We start from the raw sequence: 15,140 nt of genomic DNA on the forward strand, positions 1-15,140 counted from the left end.
ATGGGTCGTACCATGGGCGCCAACTTAACTTACTCATAGATCAGAAAGTTAGACAACAAATTGAAGATGTGCGAGTATTCGGGTCACGATGAAGCGCGACGGCCGGACACTCGATCATGGGACGCTGGAAACCATCCGTAAGATGGCGGTTCAACGTGTCCGCGAAGGCGAACGGCCGAGCGAGGTGATCGCCAGTTTCGGCATGCATCGCTGCACAATCTACGGGTGGCTGAAGGCTGCGCGGGGCCGCGGCAAGGGGCTGAAGTCGCTTGCCTCGAAGCCGGCGACCGGGCGGCCGCGCGCGCTGAGCCCAGCGCAGGAGCGTCAGGTATTTCGTTGGATCAATGGCAAGAACCCGATGCAGTACGGCTTCGACTTTGGCCTGTGGACGCGCCAGGTCGCGCGCGACCTCATCGCCCAGCGGTTTGCGGTAAGGCTGAGCCTGGCCTCGGTGGGAGCGTTGCTGGCGCGGGTGGGATTGACGCCGCAGAAACCGCTCCAGCGCGCTTATCAGCGTGACCCCGAGGCGATCGCGCGCTGGCAGCGGGAAACCTACCCGGCGATTGCCCAGCAAGCCAAGCGGGACAAGGCTGATATCTACTTCTGGGATGAGTCGGGCTTTCGCGCCGATGCGGTGAAAGGCACGACGTGGGGCGCCAAAGGGCAGACCCCGGTGGTGTCGGTGCCGGGCCAACGTCAAAGCATCAGCGCCGCTTCGGCGGTCAGTGCCAAGGGGGCGTTCTGGTTCGCCACCTACGCCGGTGGCCTGAATGGCGCACTATTCGTCAGCTTGCTACGCCGCATGATGCGTGGGCGCCGTCGGCCGTTACATCTGATCGTCGATGGCCTGCCCGCACACAGGACGCGTGACGTGCGCGACTACGTCGACCAACTCGACGGCAAGCTGACATTGCACTTCCTGCCCGGCTATGCCCCGGACCTCAATCCCGACGAGCTCGTCTGGAGCCATGCCAAACGAACCGGCAACGCGCGCCGGCCACTGCTCAAAGGCGAACGCCTCGAGCAACGGGTGGCTGCCCAGCTCGCCGATATCGGCAGGAGACCCAGCCTGGTCCGATCATTCTTCAGACATCCGAGTGTTGCCTATATTACTGACTGCTGAGTAAGTTCAGAACTCCTGACACAACCCGGCAAAAAGCCCGAAAACAGGGGCGTTCTCGTTGGTGCGGGTGCGGACCAATACTTGTCCGGTTTTTTCCGTTGAACGAGGGGTCGGCCGCGGAATCACTGCGATTTTGCAACATCGGCTGCGGACCCAAACGTGTCCGCTCCCGGTAGCGCCGGACATTCCCACACTGGCCTGTGTCAGGAGTTCTGAAGTTAGCGCCTATGAGGGTCGAGCCCCTGGTCCAGCCGGCGGTGCCTCCGAGAAGCGACGCCTCACCAGGTCCTGGAATCCGCTGGCGGCTGCCGAGATCGGCCGTCCCTTCAGGCGCATCATGGCCAGGCTGCCATTGAACAGCCCGGGATCGATGGGCAGTGACCGCAGCAGCGGATCGTTGGGCAGCGAAGTGCTGGCCAGGATGGTGACGCCCACGCCGCGCCGCACGAACTGCGCCAGCGCGCTGTAGGTGTTGAGCGTGATGGTGTGATTCAGTCGGAAGCCCGCATTGGCGGCTGCGCCGTCGAATATCCGCCGGAGGTTGGAGGATGGCGGCATGGAAACCAGCGGCTCGCCCTTGAGATCGGCGAGACTGATTTCGTCCCGACGGGCAAAACGATGGCGCTTGTGAAAGACGACATGATAGCAGTTCTGGCACAGATGTTCGACCAGCAGGTCGTCGTTCGGCTCACTCAAGGCGCCGATGCCGAAGTCGACCTGTCCCGATCGAATCAGCCCAAGCGTACTGCTCTGGATGCCTTCGTGGATGTGAAGGATGACGTTCGGGTTGAGGCGCTTGTAGCTGGTGATCAGGTCCGCGAGCATGTTGGTCGCAAAGGCCATTGGACAGGAAATCGCGAGATGGCCGCGGGTCTGCTCGCTGAGTTCCCGGATGGCGTTCGAGCTCAGTTCCAGATCGTGGAGGATGCGTTCCGCCAAGGGGACGAATTCCACGCCGACGCTGGTGAGGCTGACCTGCCGTGTGGTCCGCTCGAAAAGGGCGCTTCCCAATTCCCTTTCGGCTGCGCGGATCATGCGCGAGAGGCCCGGCTGGGAAAGCCCCATCTCCGACGCCGCGGCAATGAAGCTTGAATATTTCGCCACGGCGGCGACGGCTCTGAGCTGCCTGATCGACAGATTGGGAAGCTGAGATAACGACGACCGCGTCATGCAACACTCGCGCGCAGGAATCATGCCGAATCCGCATCAGTATCCTGCATCAGATAGGCTTTGATATGAAAAAGGGCGCTTCCTAGCATCCGCGTACCGCACTTCGGACCGAAAGGGCGCGCGTCATGTGGAAATTTGTGGGTGCTGCCGCCCTGTCCCTCCTGCTCCTGTTCAGCCCGGCGGCCCAGTCCGACGACTATCCCAGCAAGCCGATCAAGCTCGTGGTGCCCTTTGCGCCGGGCGGAAGCGTCGACATCGTTGCCCGCATCCTGTCGCAGCGGCTGAGTGAGGATCTGGGCCAGTCGGTCGTCGTGGAAAACCGCGCCGGCGCGGGCGGCAATATCGGCTTCGAGGCCGTGGCCAAGGCGAAGCCCGATGGCTACACGCTGGGGATGGCCAGTTCGACCCTGGCCGTCAATGTCAGCCTCTACCGCTCGATCGGTTACGATCCGTTGAAGGATTTCGCGCCGATCTCGCTCGTGGCGATGCAGCCCAACGTGCTGATGGTCAATCCTTCGCTGCCCGTGAAGTCGGTGACGGAGCTCATCGCCTACGCCAAGGCCAACCCGGGCAAGCTCAATTTCGGCTCCTCGGGGATCGGGGCCTCCCAGCACCTGGCGGCGGAGATGTTCAAGAGCCGCACCGGCATCGAGATGATCCACGTACCCTACAAGGGCGGCGGCCCAGCCATGGCCGATCTCGTGGCCGGACGGATTCAACTGATGTTCGAGACCATCCCCAACTCGCTTCCCTACATCCAGTCGGGCCAGCTCCGCGCGCTTGCCGTCACCGTCGAGGAACGCTCTGGCCAGTTGCCCGACGTGCCGACCGTAGCCGAAGCCGGTCTGGCGGGTTTCGTTTCAAGGGGCTGGTTGGGCGTGATGGCGCCGGCTGGCACGCCGCAATCGATCATCGACAAGATGAATGCGGCCGTCCACAAGGCGGTCGCCGATCCGGCCATCACCAAGCGGCTGGTCGATCTTGGCCTCCGGATCAAGCTTTCGACGCCGGCCGAGTTCAGCGCCTTCATCGCGCGCGAGGTCGCGGACTTCCGCACCCTCATCGCCGACGCGAAGATTCCCGTGGAATAAGCGACGTGAAAACTGCTTTGGATTTCCTCAAGCCTCGCACTGTGGCTGTGATCGGCGCTTCGCGCGACCCCATGAAGCGCGGCTACCGGGCGATCAAGACGCTGATCGACGGCGGCTATGCGGGGCACGTTCTGCCGATCAACCCGAAGGAAAGGGAGATACTGGGCTTCGCCTGCTATCCCGACCTCGCCTCGGCGCCCGGCGAGATCGATCTCGCCTTGGTCTGCACTCCGGCGCGGTCCGTGCCGGACGTCATCGGCTCCTGTGGCGCGCGCGGCGTCCGGGCGGCGCTGGTTCTGGCCGGCGGATTCAGCGAAGCGGGATCCGAGGGCGCGGATCTCGAAGCGCGCAGCATGGCGGCGGCCGAAAAAGGCGGCGTGCGCGTGATCGGTCCCAATACCGCCGGCCTCTTCGACGCCTACACCGGCTGCAATCTTGTCGGCTGGCCCGGCGTCTATCCCGGCAAGATCGGCGTGCTTTGTCAGTCCGGCAATGTCGCCATCGGCTTCCTGGCGCAGAGCCAGAAGAACGGCCATGCCGGCTTCACCACCTTCGTCGGCGTCGGCAATGAAGGCGATATCCGCTTCCACGAGTATCTCCGGTTCTATGGCGAGGATCCGAATACGGGCGCCGTGATCGTCTATGTCGAAGGCTTCAAGGACGGCCTCGCGTTCCTCGCCGCGTTGCGCGAGGTCGCCGTGCGCAAGCCCGTCGTCGTTTACAAGGCCGGCCGCACCGGCAAGGGCGAAGGCGCCGCGCGCTCGCATTCCGGATCGCTGGCCGGCAACTACGCGGTCGCGCAGGCGGCCTTGCGCCAGGCCGGGGCGATCGTGGTCGAACGGTCCGACGAGGTGTTCGCGGTCGCAGACATGGCGTCGCGCACCGCCGGACGCCCGACACGGCGCGTCGCCATCCTCTCCGAAGGTGGCGGGCCGATCTCGCAAGCCGTCGACGCGCTGGCCGAGCGCGACCTGGAGCTGCCCCGGCTTTCCGCCGATACCGAGGCGCGACTGAAGAAGATCACGCCGAACGCCACGCAGCTCGACAATCCCGTCGACGCGGGGGGTGGCACGGATCCTCATCCACGATATTTCCCCCTTTGCGCCGAAGCGATCCTGGCCGACCCGTCGGTCGATGCGCTGCTGATCGTCGGATATTTCGGTGGTTACCAGGTCCGCTACGGCAGCGCGCTGGCCGAAGCCGAGAACACGGCGGCGCGCGAGCTGGTGGATCTCGCCCGGCAATCGGGCAAGCCGGTGATCGTGCAGTGCCACTATGCCGAGTTCGCGACCGGGGCGATCGACATCCTGCGGGCGGCTGACATCGTCGTGGTACGCTCGATCGAAATTGCGGCCGCTTGCCTCGCCGGCGCCAACCGCTTTCATCGCGTGGCCAGTGGCCCCCTGCCGGCCGCGTCTCTTCCGCCACTGTCGCGACGCCGCGAAACGGCGGCGAAGCTGATCGCCGGGGCCCGCGCGAGCGGACGGCGGAGCCTGCTGGAGCCGGAAGCCCTGGAGCTATTGGCCTCCGAGGGCGTGGCCGTGCCGCCCTTTGCCGTGCTGCATGCGCCGTCCGACGCGCGATCCCTGGCACCGATGCTCGAACAGGGGCCGGTCGCGCTCAAGATCGTGTCAAAGGACATCCTGCATAAATCGGACGTCGGCGGAGTCCGGCTGAGCGTTCGCGGAGCGCCGTCGATCGAAGCGCAGAGCGAGGCGCTGCTGCAGCACATTCGCATGACCTGTCCGGACGCCGATATCGTTGGCGTGCTCGTCGCACCTATGGCCAAGGCCGCCGTCGAGGTGATCATCGGTGTCACCAATGACCCGCAATTCGGGCGCGTCCTGATGTTCGGCCTCGGCGGGATCTTCGTCGAGGTGATGAAGGACGTCGTCTTCCGGACGCTGCCAATCGATCGACAGGAAGCTGCGACGATGGTGGATGAGATCCATGGCCGGGCGCTGCTCGACGGCACACGGGGCCGGCCACCCGTCGATCGGGAGAAGCTCGTTTCGTTGTTGCTGGACGTGTCGCGGCTTGCGCTGGCCTATCCGGAGATCAGCGAGATCGATCTCAACCCGGTCATTCTCAATGCAGATGGCTGCACGATCGTCGACGCCCGCATGCTGCTGGACTGACGAGCCGACCCCACCTCTGAGAAATCGGGCTAGCCTCTCCAGATATGCGAATGCCCTGCCCGAAGTGGGGAGGTGCATGAGTTAGCGTTAGTACGGCCTGTCCCCCTCGATCAGCACGCGCTGCATGATGCGGTTCTCGCCGACCGGGTAGTCGATCACGACGCGGTGCATGGTGGCGCGGTTGTCCCACACCACGAGATCGCCCTTCGTCCAGGTATGGCCGTGATGGTGCTGCGGCTGGCGGGCAGCATCGGCCAGCTCGTCGAGCAGGGCGTCGCTCTCCGCCCGCTCCAGGCCGACGATGCGGTCGAGGCGGTTGGGGTTGAGATAGAGCGCCTTGCGCCCCGTCTCCGGGTGCGTGCGCACCAGCGGATGCTCGACATCGGGCGTCTCGGCGATCTCCTGCGGCGTGCGCGCCGACGGCCGGTTGCGCGCCCGTGGCGTGTCGTAGCCGTGGATGGCCCGCAGGCCGTCGATCCGCTTGCGCATCGCCTCGGGCAGCGATTCGTAGACGCTGTGCATGTTGCAGAACCAGGTCGAGCCGCCATGGCTCGGGATCTCGATGGCGTGCAGCAAGGTCGCCTTGGCGGGCGTCGCGAAATACGAATCGTCGGTATGCCAGTCCTCGGCGCGGATGGCGGTCTTGTCGGTCGAGCCGTCGGCCTTGAGCGTGCTCACCATGATCGACACGTCTGGCACCTCGCCGCTGCGCTTGTAGCGCAGCAGCTGTCGCTGCGGCGTGCCGAACACCTCGGCCAGCCGGCGCGTCTCGGCCGGCGCCATCGGCTCACCCGGAATGACGACCAGCAGATGCTTGGCGAGAGCCCGGCTGATCGTGCCGGCGATCTCGGGCTCATTGGCCCGCGCCCGATCAAGACCTTCGATGCGGGCGCCCAGGGCGCCGTTCAACGGGACTACGTTCAGCATGTCTGAGCCTAGCGCGACCAGACAGCCGATACCAAGCCCCGCACCCAGAAGCGCAGCTGTCGAATGAGCGCCACCGCCTTCTGCCAGGCCGGCAGGGCGCGCACGAAGCCGTAGATGCGGTCACGCCAGCCAAACAGCCAGGTTTCCGCGCGCACGAACCAGCTCAGCTTCTCAAGCGACGGATGGAGCACGCGGTACAGGCGCGCGACCAACGCCGTCGCCAGCATCTTGCCGACGATGACACTGGCGAGGGAGAGGCCATAGCGGTGATGGTAGGCGAACCAGACGGCGGAAAGCTTGACCGGCAGCACCAGCAGCGACGGTGCTGCGAAGGCCAGCACGGCGGCCCACGGCGGCAGCTGCCGCAGCCAGCCCTCGACCCAGGCCACGGGCGGCCACCTGGCCAGCGCCGCCATGGCGAGGCCGAGGTAGCGCAGCAGGACCTCTTCGACGAAGACGACCGCCGCGGCGATGGGGATGAACGCCAGTTCGAGGGCGTGTTTCAGATGGCGTTTCACGTCAGTGCAAACTAGACCTGCGATCCTGGCATTTCGGTGGCCCAATGTTAAATCGTCGTTCCAGCCTCAACCGGCGCACAGCAGCCCAGCTCATGGCGGCGGCCGCGCTCGCCCCCTCCGCTGTCAAGGCGCAGGGACGCCCGCCCCTGACACGCATCGCCTTCGGCTCGTGCGCCGACCAGGCCAAGCCGCAGCCCATCTGGGACGCCGTGCTGGCCTACAAGCCCGACCTGTTCATCTTCATGGGCGACAATGTCTACGGCGATTTCAGCTCGGCCGACGCGATCAACCTGCGGCGTGCCTACGACCTCGCCTCCGACATCACGGGATACAGCCGGTTGCGCAGGGAGGTCCCCCACCTCGCGGTGTGGGACGACCATGACTACGGCCTCAACGACGGCGGCGGCAACTTCGCCCACAAGGACATCGCCAAGGACCTCTTCCTGAAGTTCTGGGATGTTCCCGCGGGCGACGTCCGGCGCGGTCGCGGCGGCATCTACACCGCCTCCATCATCGGTCCGCCCGGCATGCGCGTGCAGGTCATCCTGCTCGACGTGCGCTGGTTCCGCTCGCCCCTCAAGCCGACCGACCAGCGCGGCGCCCCGGGCAAGGAGCGCTACGTCCCCGACCCCGATCCGGCCAAGACCATGCTCGGCCCCGAGCAATGGGAGTGGCTGGCGGCGGAATTGCGCCAGCCGGCCGAGCTGCGCCTCCTCGTCTCGAGCACCCAGGTGCTGGCCGAGGGCCACGGCTGGGAACGCTGGGGCAACCTGCCGCTCGAGCGACAGAAGCTTTTCGACACGATCCGCGACAGCGGCGCCAAGGGCGTCGTGCTGCTGTCGGGCGACCGCCATGTCGGCGCGCTCTATCGCGAGATTCCGCCAGGCTCCTACCCGCTCTACGAAGTCACCTCGAGCGGCCTCAACATGGTCTACTGGGCGGCCAAGGAGCCCGGCCCCAATCGCCTGGGCCCGCTCTATGCGGCGGCCAATTTCGGCGTCGCCGATATCGACTGGTGGGAACGCAAGCTGACCCTGGCGCTGCGCGACGAGGGCGGCAACACCCGCCGCGCCGCGGTCGTCGCCTTCGACGACCTGGGAATCAGCGCGTGAGGCGTCGTTCAGACCACCCCACGAATCAAGCGACAATTCGCACGGTCGGCACATTCAGCAAAGTTGTCATCCCGAGCGCAGCCTTAAAGGTCCCTCGCTGCGCTCGGGATGACAGAATCTTTGTCGCCGGCGTCGTTCGCCACTATCGGAAACCGAAGCAGCAAACTTCGCTTCAGATCCCTACTCCGGCTTGACCCCTGCCGCGCGTACCGCCGGCACCCACTTGTCGATCGACGCCTTCAGCGTGCCGCGCAGGGCGTCCGGCGAGGTTTCGGCCACGCTCGGCAGATCGACGGCCAGCTCGGTCAAACGCACCCGGATCTTGTCGTCGGCCAGGGTCGTGAGCAGCGCCTGGTTGAGCTTGCCGATAATCTCCTTGGACGTGCCCTTGGGTGCAAAGAAGCCGTTCCAGATCGTGACCTCGTAGCCTTTGAGGCCCGCCTCGTCGATGGTCGGCACGTTGGGCAGCTGCGGCAGGCGCTTCAGGGTGCTGACGCCCAACGCCTTGATATTGCCGGCCTGGATCTGCGGCAGCACGTTGACGGCCTGATCGACCATGTAGTCGAACTGGCCGGAGACAAGATCGTTCAGCGCCGGCCCGGTGCCCTTGTACGGGATCTCGAGCACGTCGACCTTCATCATGCTGTTCAGCATCAGGCCGCCCAGATGCGAGGCGGCGCCGATGCCGGCCATGCCATACTGCGCCTTCTTCTGATTCGCTTTCACCCACGCCATGAACTCGGGAAAGTCCTTGGCCGGCAGGTCCTTCCTGGCCACCAGGACCATCGGGTTGGTGCCGCCGAGGCCGACCGGCTCGAGGTCCTTCTGACTGTCGTAAGGCAGCGACTTGTAGAGCGCGATGTTGACCGCAAGGGTGCCCATGTGGGCGAACAGCAGCGTGTATCCGTCGGGTGCGGCGCGCGTCGCCTTGGCGACACCGATCGTGCCGCCGGCGCCGGCGACGTTGTCGATGATGATCTGCTGTCCGAGGATTTCGCCCATGCGCTGGCCGAGGATGCGGGCCAGAGCATCGGTCGGTCCGCCCGCCGAGAACGGCACGATCACGGTGATCGGCTTGGTGGGATAGGCCTGCGCCCGTGCGCCTTGCGGCAGGGCGGCGAGGCCCGCTGCCGCCGTGGCGGCAGCGATCAGATTACGTCTTTTCATGTGCGGCTCCTGCCCAGTCCGAATGCCGGGCGGCAGGCTGCTACACCGTCTTCACAAGCTCCGCAATGGCGGCCCCCACGGTCTTAGTGTCGCCGTTGCCGCCCAGGTCGCGGGTGCGCGGGCCGCCTTCGACCAGGGACGCCGCGATCGCCCGCTCGATCGCCTCGGCCGCCTCGGGGTAGCCGAGATGGCGCACCATCATGGCACCCGACCAGATCTGGCCGATCGGGTTGGCGATCCACTTGCCGGCGATGTCGGGAGCCGAGCCGTGCACCGGCTCGAACATCGAGGGGAACTTGCGCTCCGGGTTGATGTTGCCCGACGGCGCCACGCCGATCGAACCGGTCAGCGCCGGCCCGAGGTCGGACAGGATGTCGCCGAACAGGTTGGAGCCGACCACGACGTCGAACCAGTCGGGGTTGCGCACGAAGTGCGCCGTCAGGATGTCGATGTGATACTGGTCGGCCTTGATGTCGGGATAGTTCTTCTTCATCTCGGCGAAGCGCTCGTCCCAGAACGGCATGGTGTGGATGATGCCGTTCGACTTGGTGGCCGACGTCACGTGCTTCTTCTTGGTCTTGCTGGCGAACTCGAAGGCGAATTTCAGCACGCGGTCGACGCCCTTGCGGGTGAAGATCGCCTCCTGGATGGCGAACTCGGCGTCGGTGCCCTGGAACATGCGGCCGCCGATCTGGCTGTACTCGCCCTCGGTGTTCTCGCGCACCACCCAGAAATCGATCTCGCCCGGCTTGCGGTTGGCGAGCGGCGACGGCACGCCCTCGAACAGGCGCACTGGGCGTAGATTGACGTACTCGTCGAAGTCGCGGCGGATCGGGATCAGCAGGCCCCACAGCGAAACGTGGTCGGGCACGCCCGGCCAGCCGACCGCGCCGAGGAAGATGCTTTCGAACGCCTTGAGCTGCTCCATGCCGTCATCCGGCATCATCTTGCCGGTCTGCAGCAGGCGATCGCACGACCAGTCGAAATCGGTGAAGTCTAGTTCGAAGCCGAAACGGCGGCCGGCGGCTTCGAGCACCCGCACCCCCTCGGGCAGAACCTCCTTGCCGATTCCGTCTCCCGGAATGAGTGCGATCTTGTGCCTGGCCATCTGGTCCTCCCGTGTGAGGCGCGGAACCTAGAGCGATTCGCGCTCCCGTCGCAACGAAACTCCTGTCATCCCGAACGCAGCGAAGGATCTTTGGGCCACCGCAAAGATCCCTCGCTGCGCTCGGAATGACAGCAATTCCGAACCGACTATTGCGCGAGAGGGTCATGCGCGAGAGGGTCATGCGCGAGAGGGTCAATAGTCCTGGCAGTGCGGAACGTGCACTCGCACCGCGACCTTGCCATGCGTGCGCGGCATTGCCCCCGCAGGAGCCCCTTGCCAATATGAACCATCGTTCAGCGGAGCAGCCATGAGCTACGACATCAAGGTCACGGGCGGCACGATCGTCGACGGCAGCGGCAAGCCGGGCTTCGTCGGCGAACTCGGCATCAAGGGCGGCAAGGTCGTGGCTCTCGGCAAGGCCGACGGGCCGGCCGATACAACCATCGATGCGGCGGGCAAGGTCGTCTCGCCGGGCTTCGTCGACGTGCATACGCACTACGATGCGCAGATCCTGTGGGATCGCATGCTGACCATCTCGCCGTGGCATGGCGTGACCACCACGGTGATCGGCAATTGCGGTTTCGGAGTCGCGCCGACCAGGGCGATCCATCGCACGCTCATCATGCAGACGCTTGAGAAGGTCGAAGGCATGAGCCTCGAAGCGCTCCAGGCCGGGTTGGGTACCGATTGGCCGTTCGAGACGTTTCCGCAGTATCTTGATGCGCTCGAGCAACGCGGCTCGGCAATCAACGTCGCGGCCCTGTTCGGCCATACGCCGCTGCGCCTGTACGTCATGGGCGAGGAATCGACCGAGCGTGTCGCCACGACGGACGAGATCGCCGCCATGAAGAAGCTGGTGCGCGAGGCCATGGACGCAGGCGCCATCGGCTTCGGCACGTCCGTGGCGGTGAGCCACAACGGATACGCCGGCAAACCCGTCCCCAGTCGCCAGGCCACCGTCGAGGAGATGGACGCCCTGGCTTCGGTCATGGGCGAGCTGAAGCGTGGCCTGATGCAGGTCACGATCGGCCGCGATTTCTCGACCCGGCACATGGCCGAGGTCAGCCGCAAATACGGCATCCCGGTCACCTGGACGGCCCTGCTCTCCTACATGTACGGGCCGGGCGGCCATCGCAAGCAGCTGGCGCTCGCCGACGAGCAGCGCAAGTCGGGCGCGCTGGTCATCCCGCAGGTGAGCTGCCGTCCGCTGAACTTCGAGTTCACCTTCGCCGAGCCGTTCATCTTCGACGTCATGAAGTTCATGAACGAGCTCGCGGTCGAGGACGCCAAGGCCCCCGGCACGCGGCGCCGCGCCTATGCCGATCCCGCGTGGCGCGAGAAGCTGCGCAGCGAGGTGACGCCCCTCTTCCGCAGCTGGTGGGATCGCGTGGTCATCGCCTGGGCGCCGTCAGCGCGCGAGCTCGAGGAGCAGCCGCTCGCCGTGGCCGCGCGCAAGCTCGGCAAGGACCCGGTCGATCTGGCGCTCGATCTCGCGCTCGCCAACGACCTGCAGGCGCGTTTCCGCATGGCCGTGATGAACTTCGACGAGCAGGAAGTGGCGGAGCTGATCACCGATCCGCATACCATCATCGCCCTGTCGGACGCCGGCGCGCATGCCAGCCAGCTGTGCGACGCCTGCTATGCGACCTACCTGCTCGGCCACTGGGTGCGTGATCGCAAGACCTTCACGATCGAGCAGGCCGTGCATAACCTGACGCAGCGGCCCGCCGAGATGTTCGGCATCACCGATCGTGGCCTGCTGGCCGAAGGCCGGCCGGCCGACGTCGTGGTGTTCGATCCGAAGACGGTTGGCCCCGGCCCGCTCCAGCGGGTCTACGATCTGCCCGCAGGGGCCGATCGCCTGGTGTCGGAAGCGAACGGCATTGACGCCGTCATCGTCAATGGCAAGCTGATCCGTCGCAACGGCAAGGACACCGTCGCCAGCAACGATCCCCTGCCGGGTCGCCTGCTGCGGCATGGCCGCGCCGCCTGACCAACGTTGTCACCCCGACACCGAGATTGTCATTCCAACACCAAGATTGTCATCCCGACACCGAGATTGTCATCCCGAGCGTAGCGAGGGATCTTTACTGTCCCATAAAGATCCCTCGCTACGCTCGGGATGACATAATTCAGGAGGAGAAGATCATGATTCACGTCGTCGCCATCATCACCGCCAAGCCCGGCAAGCGGGACGAGATCCTCAAGAACTTCAAGGCCAACGTCCCGGCCGTGCACGCCGAGAAGGGTTGCATCGAGTACGGCGCCACGATCGACACCGACGGCGGCCCGTTCGCGAAGTTCGGCGCCGACACCTTCGTCGTGATCGAGAAGTGGGCGTCGATGGACGATCTCAAGGCCCATGGCGCGTCGGCGCACATGAAGGCCTACGGCGAGAAGAACAAGGATCTCGTCGCCAACCGCGCCGTCCACGTGCTGCAGAACGCATAGGCGCAAACGCCCGAGCGGACTTTCCGAGTTTGAGTCGCGATCAACAATAACCTCACCCTGAGGAGCGGCCGCAGGCCGCGTCTCGATTCGGGCGAAGTAGCCTTCGCCCCTTGGTGGGATATGGTACGTTTGTCGCCCATCCTTCGAGATGCCACGCTGCGCGTGGCTGCTCAGGGTGAGGTTATCTTCAAGTTTCGAAGGTAAAGATCCCGAGCGCAGCGAGGGACCTTTACCTTTGATTGCCGCTCACGCCCCTCGTACGATCCCCTTCGCCACCATGTCCAGCATGCCCTCGATCAGCAGGTCGCGGTTGGACCAGGGGAAATCGGGCTTCATGATCATGGCGGCCACGACCCCGTGGATGCCCATCCAGCACAGCTCGGCGCAAGTGTCGGCGGGATAGCGCAGCTTGACGCTAGACGCTTCGACCTGATTGAGGATCGCGACCAGGCGGCTGAACACCATGGCGCCGCCGACTCCCGGCCGGGTCGGATCGTCAGTCGGCATGCGATGGCCGATCTTGCGCAGCGACTCGGGGATGTGCGCGCCCATGAAGATCAACCGGTACTCGTCCGGATGAGTCAGGCCGAAGCGCGCATAGGCCTCGCCAAATCGTCGCACACGTTGCAGAGGATCCGAGACGGTCTTCTCGATCTCGTTGATGGCCTCGATCAGGTGCCCGAAGGTCTGATCGCACAGCGCCAGCATCAACGCTTCCTTGTCCTTGAAATACAGGTAGAGCGCCGGCGCCGAGATGCCGACCCGGTCGGCGATTTTACGGATCGTCGTCGAATCGTAGCCCTGCTCGAGGAAGAGTTCCTTGGCGGCATGGAGAATTTCGTCGCGGCGTGTATGCCCCTCGCCCCGCCGCTTCCGTCCTGTCGCTGCTACTGCCGAGAACACGGTCAAAACTGTCTCCTTCCCCTTGACATGTAGCTTAACGACGATAAGTTATCAATGTTCAGTTAACGATGTTCATAAACTTTTGAACATTGTAAACCCCGGAAGGACTGTTCGCCATGCGTCTCGCGTTCAATCGGCTTCCCCGCAAGATCCCCGCAAAGGCCGTGGTGGCCGCCATCGGCATCGGCGCCGTTGCTGTCGCGGGCCTCGCCGCTCTCTCCTGGACCGCCGCCAATGCCTCGCGGCCTGCAAGCAGCGACCCGATCGTGCGGCCGGTACGCGTCACCGAGATCGTCTACCAGCAGCGCAGCCGTTCGCTTGTCCTCGCCGGCACCGTCGTCCCCCGCATCGAGACGACACTGGGGTTCCGCGTCGCCGGCAAGATCGTTTCCCGAGTCGTCGATGTCGGCACCACGGTGAAGGCCGGCGACCTGATCGCCGAGCTCGATCCTGCCGACTACCGCCTTGCGGTCGACAACGCGCGCGCCGCCCTCGCCTCCGCCGAGGCCGACTATGTCCGCGCCAAGGCCGACCACGAACGTTACCTCGCGCTCCGCGGCAGCACCGCCTTCATGCCGCAGACGCTCGAACAGCGGCAGGCGATCGCCGCAACCGCGCTGGCGCGCGTCGAGCAGGCAAGGAGCCAGCTTGCCACGGCCGAGAACAACCTCGCCTACACCGCGCTGCGCGCCGATGCGCCGGGCGTCGTCACCGCCGTCCAGGCCGAGGTCGGCCAGGTCATGGCGCAAGGTCAGGGGGTGGTGAAGCTCGCCCGCACCAGCGAGCTCGAGATCCTGGTCGGCGTGCCCGAGCACAAGCTGAAGCTGGTGCGCCAGACGGAGAGCGCGAGCTTCGAGCTGTGGTCCGATCCGGGCAAGCGGCACGTCGCCAGGCTGCGTGAGCTGTCGCCCAGTGCCGATCCGGTGACCCGGACCTACCCGGCGCGCTTCACCGCCGTCGACACTCCCGAGTTCATCGGCCTCGGCATGACGGCGACGCTCGCCTTCGAGCGCCCCGATGCCAAGCCGGTGGCGGAGGTGCCGCTTTCGGCGATCTTCCAGCAGGGCGCGCAGCCCGCCGTGTGGGTGGTGGATCGCGCCAGCGGCACCGTCGAGCTGCGGCCGGTCACGATCGCGCGCTGGCGCGACGACACTGCCGCCATCGCCTCCGGCGTCGACACCGGTGAAGTGATCGCGACCGCCGGCGTCCACAAGCTCGAGCCCGGCCAGAAGGTCAAGCCCCTGCAACCGCAGCAGCAGGCGACGCGCTAGCACCGCCGCTTCTCGGGCAGGGCATCGCATATGGGCGCGGCTTTCACTCTCCTCCCCAGCTTCGCTGGGGAGGTGCCCCGTCATACGGGGCGGAGGGGTCATGAGCCTCAGTCCCGCTGCTCATGACCCCTCGACGGCGACACCTCCCCAGCGATGACGCT

13 protein-coding genes are annotated in these 15,140 nt (G+C 65.5%); 7 read left to right on the plus strand and 6 right to left on the minus strand.

The features are described from left to right. The first annotated feature begins 88 nt into the window (after window positions 1-88). Window positions 89-1,123, plus strand: coding sequence for an IS630 family transposase (locus ACILR9_RS15380; protein ID WP_395710817.1), 1,035 nt, complete (start codon window positions 89-91; stop codon window positions 1,121-1,123). Window positions 1,124-1,348: 225 nt separating this feature from the next. Here ACILR9_RS15380 and ACILR9_RS15385 read toward each other — a convergent pair whose 3' ends face one another. Then, complete coding sequence (locus ACILR9_RS15385; RefSeq protein WP_395710818.1) at window positions 1,349-2,293, minus strand: LysR family transcriptional regulator; 945 nt, start codon at window positions 2,291-2,293, stop codon at window positions 1,349-1,351. Window positions 2,294-2,418: 125 nt separating this feature from the next. Between ACILR9_RS15385 and ACILR9_RS15390 the strand changes: the two genes are divergently transcribed. Both ACILR9_RS15390 and ACILR9_RS15395 read left to right on the plus strand, forming a co-directional pair. Further along, window positions 2,419-3,384 carry a Bug family tripartite tricarboxylate transporter substrate binding protein gene (locus ACILR9_RS15390; RefSeq protein WP_395710819.1) on the plus strand — a complete coding sequence of 322 codons (966 nt, stop codon included), beginning with the start codon at window positions 2,419-2,421 and terminating at the stop codon, window positions 3,382-3,384. A gap of 5 nt (window positions 3,385-3,389) precedes the next feature. After that, entirely contained in the window at window positions 3,390-5,522 is a 2,133-nt protein-coding gene (locus ACILR9_RS15395) for an acetate--CoA ligase family protein (RefSeq protein ID WP_395710820.1), read from the plus strand. Window positions 5,523-5,609: 87 nt separating this feature from the next. On the opposite strand, the gene ACILR9_RS15400 is transcribed toward ACILR9_RS15395, so the two are convergent. Both ACILR9_RS15400 and ACILR9_RS15405 read right to left on the minus strand, forming a co-directional pair. Further along, window positions 5,610-6,449 carry a TauD/TfdA dioxygenase family protein gene (locus ACILR9_RS15400; RefSeq protein WP_395710821.1) on the minus strand — a complete coding sequence of 280 codons (840 nt, stop codon included), beginning with the start codon at window positions 6,447-6,449 and terminating at the stop codon, window positions 5,610-5,612. An 8-nt stretch (window positions 6,450-6,457) separates the two neighbouring features. Continuing rightward, window positions 6,458-6,967: a hypothetical protein gene (locus ACILR9_RS15405; RefSeq protein WP_395710822.1), complete on the minus strand. Its 510-nt coding sequence runs from the start codon at window positions 6,965-6,967 to the stop codon at window positions 6,458-6,460. 92 nt (window positions 6,968-7,059) lie between these two features. On the opposite strand from ACILR9_RS15405, the gene ACILR9_RS15410 reads away from it, so the two are divergent. After that, entirely contained in the window at window positions 7,060-8,079 is a 1,020-nt protein-coding gene (locus tag ACILR9_RS15410) for an alkaline phosphatase D family protein (RefSeq protein ID WP_395710823.1), read from the plus strand. A gap of 180 nt (window positions 8,080-8,259) precedes the next feature. Here ACILR9_RS15410 and ACILR9_RS15415 read toward each other — a convergent pair whose 3' ends face one another. Together ACILR9_RS15415 and ACILR9_RS15420 are read right to left on the minus strand one after the other, a co-directional pair. Beyond that, window positions 8,260-9,246: a tripartite tricarboxylate transporter substrate-binding protein gene (locus ACILR9_RS15415; RefSeq protein ID WP_395710824.1), complete on the minus strand. Its 987-nt coding sequence runs from the start codon at window positions 9,244-9,246 to the stop codon at window positions 8,260-8,262. A gap of 40 nt (window positions 9,247-9,286) precedes the next feature. Beyond that, the gene (locus ACILR9_RS15420; RefSeq protein ID WP_395710825.1) at window positions 9,287-10,354 is read right to left on the minus strand and encodes a tartrate dehydrogenase; all 1,068 of its coding nucleotides are present in this window, start codon (window positions 10,352-10,354) and stop codon (window positions 9,287-9,289) included. 307 nt (window positions 10,355-10,661) lie between these two features. On the opposite strand from ACILR9_RS15420, the gene ACILR9_RS15425 reads away from it, so the two are divergent. Together ACILR9_RS15425 and ACILR9_RS15430 are read left to right on the plus strand one after the other, a co-directional pair. Then, entirely contained in the window at window positions 10,662-12,347 is a 1,686-nt protein-coding gene (locus tag ACILR9_RS15425) for an amidohydrolase family protein (RefSeq protein WP_395710826.1), read from the plus strand. 155 nt (window positions 12,348-12,502) lie between these two features. Continuing rightward, window positions 12,503-12,805: a putative quinol monooxygenase gene (locus ACILR9_RS15430; RefSeq protein WP_395710827.1), complete on the plus strand. Its 303-nt coding sequence runs from the start codon at window positions 12,503-12,505 to the stop codon at window positions 12,803-12,805. 246 nt (window positions 12,806-13,051) lie between these two features. On the opposite strand, the gene ACILR9_RS15435 is transcribed toward ACILR9_RS15430, so the two are convergent. Next, window positions 13,052-13,708: a TetR/AcrR family transcriptional regulator gene (locus ACILR9_RS15435; protein ID WP_395710828.1), complete on the minus strand. Its 657-nt coding sequence runs from the start codon at window positions 13,706-13,708 to the stop codon at window positions 13,052-13,054. A 116-nt stretch (window positions 13,709-13,824) separates the two neighbouring features. Here ACILR9_RS15435 and ACILR9_RS15440 point away from each other — a divergent pair, with 116 nt between their 5' ends. After that, window positions 13,825-14,979, plus strand: a complete 1,155-nt coding sequence (locus ACILR9_RS15440; protein ID WP_395710829.1) for an efflux RND transporter periplasmic adaptor subunit — start codon at window positions 13,825-13,827, stop codon at window positions 14,977-14,979. The last annotated feature ends 161 nt before the right edge of the window (window positions 14,980-15,140 follow it).

It is taken from the genome of Reyranella sp. (assembly GCF_044224635.1).
Lineage (GTDB): Bacteria > Pseudomonadota > Alphaproteobacteria > Reyranellales > Reyranellaceae > Reyranella.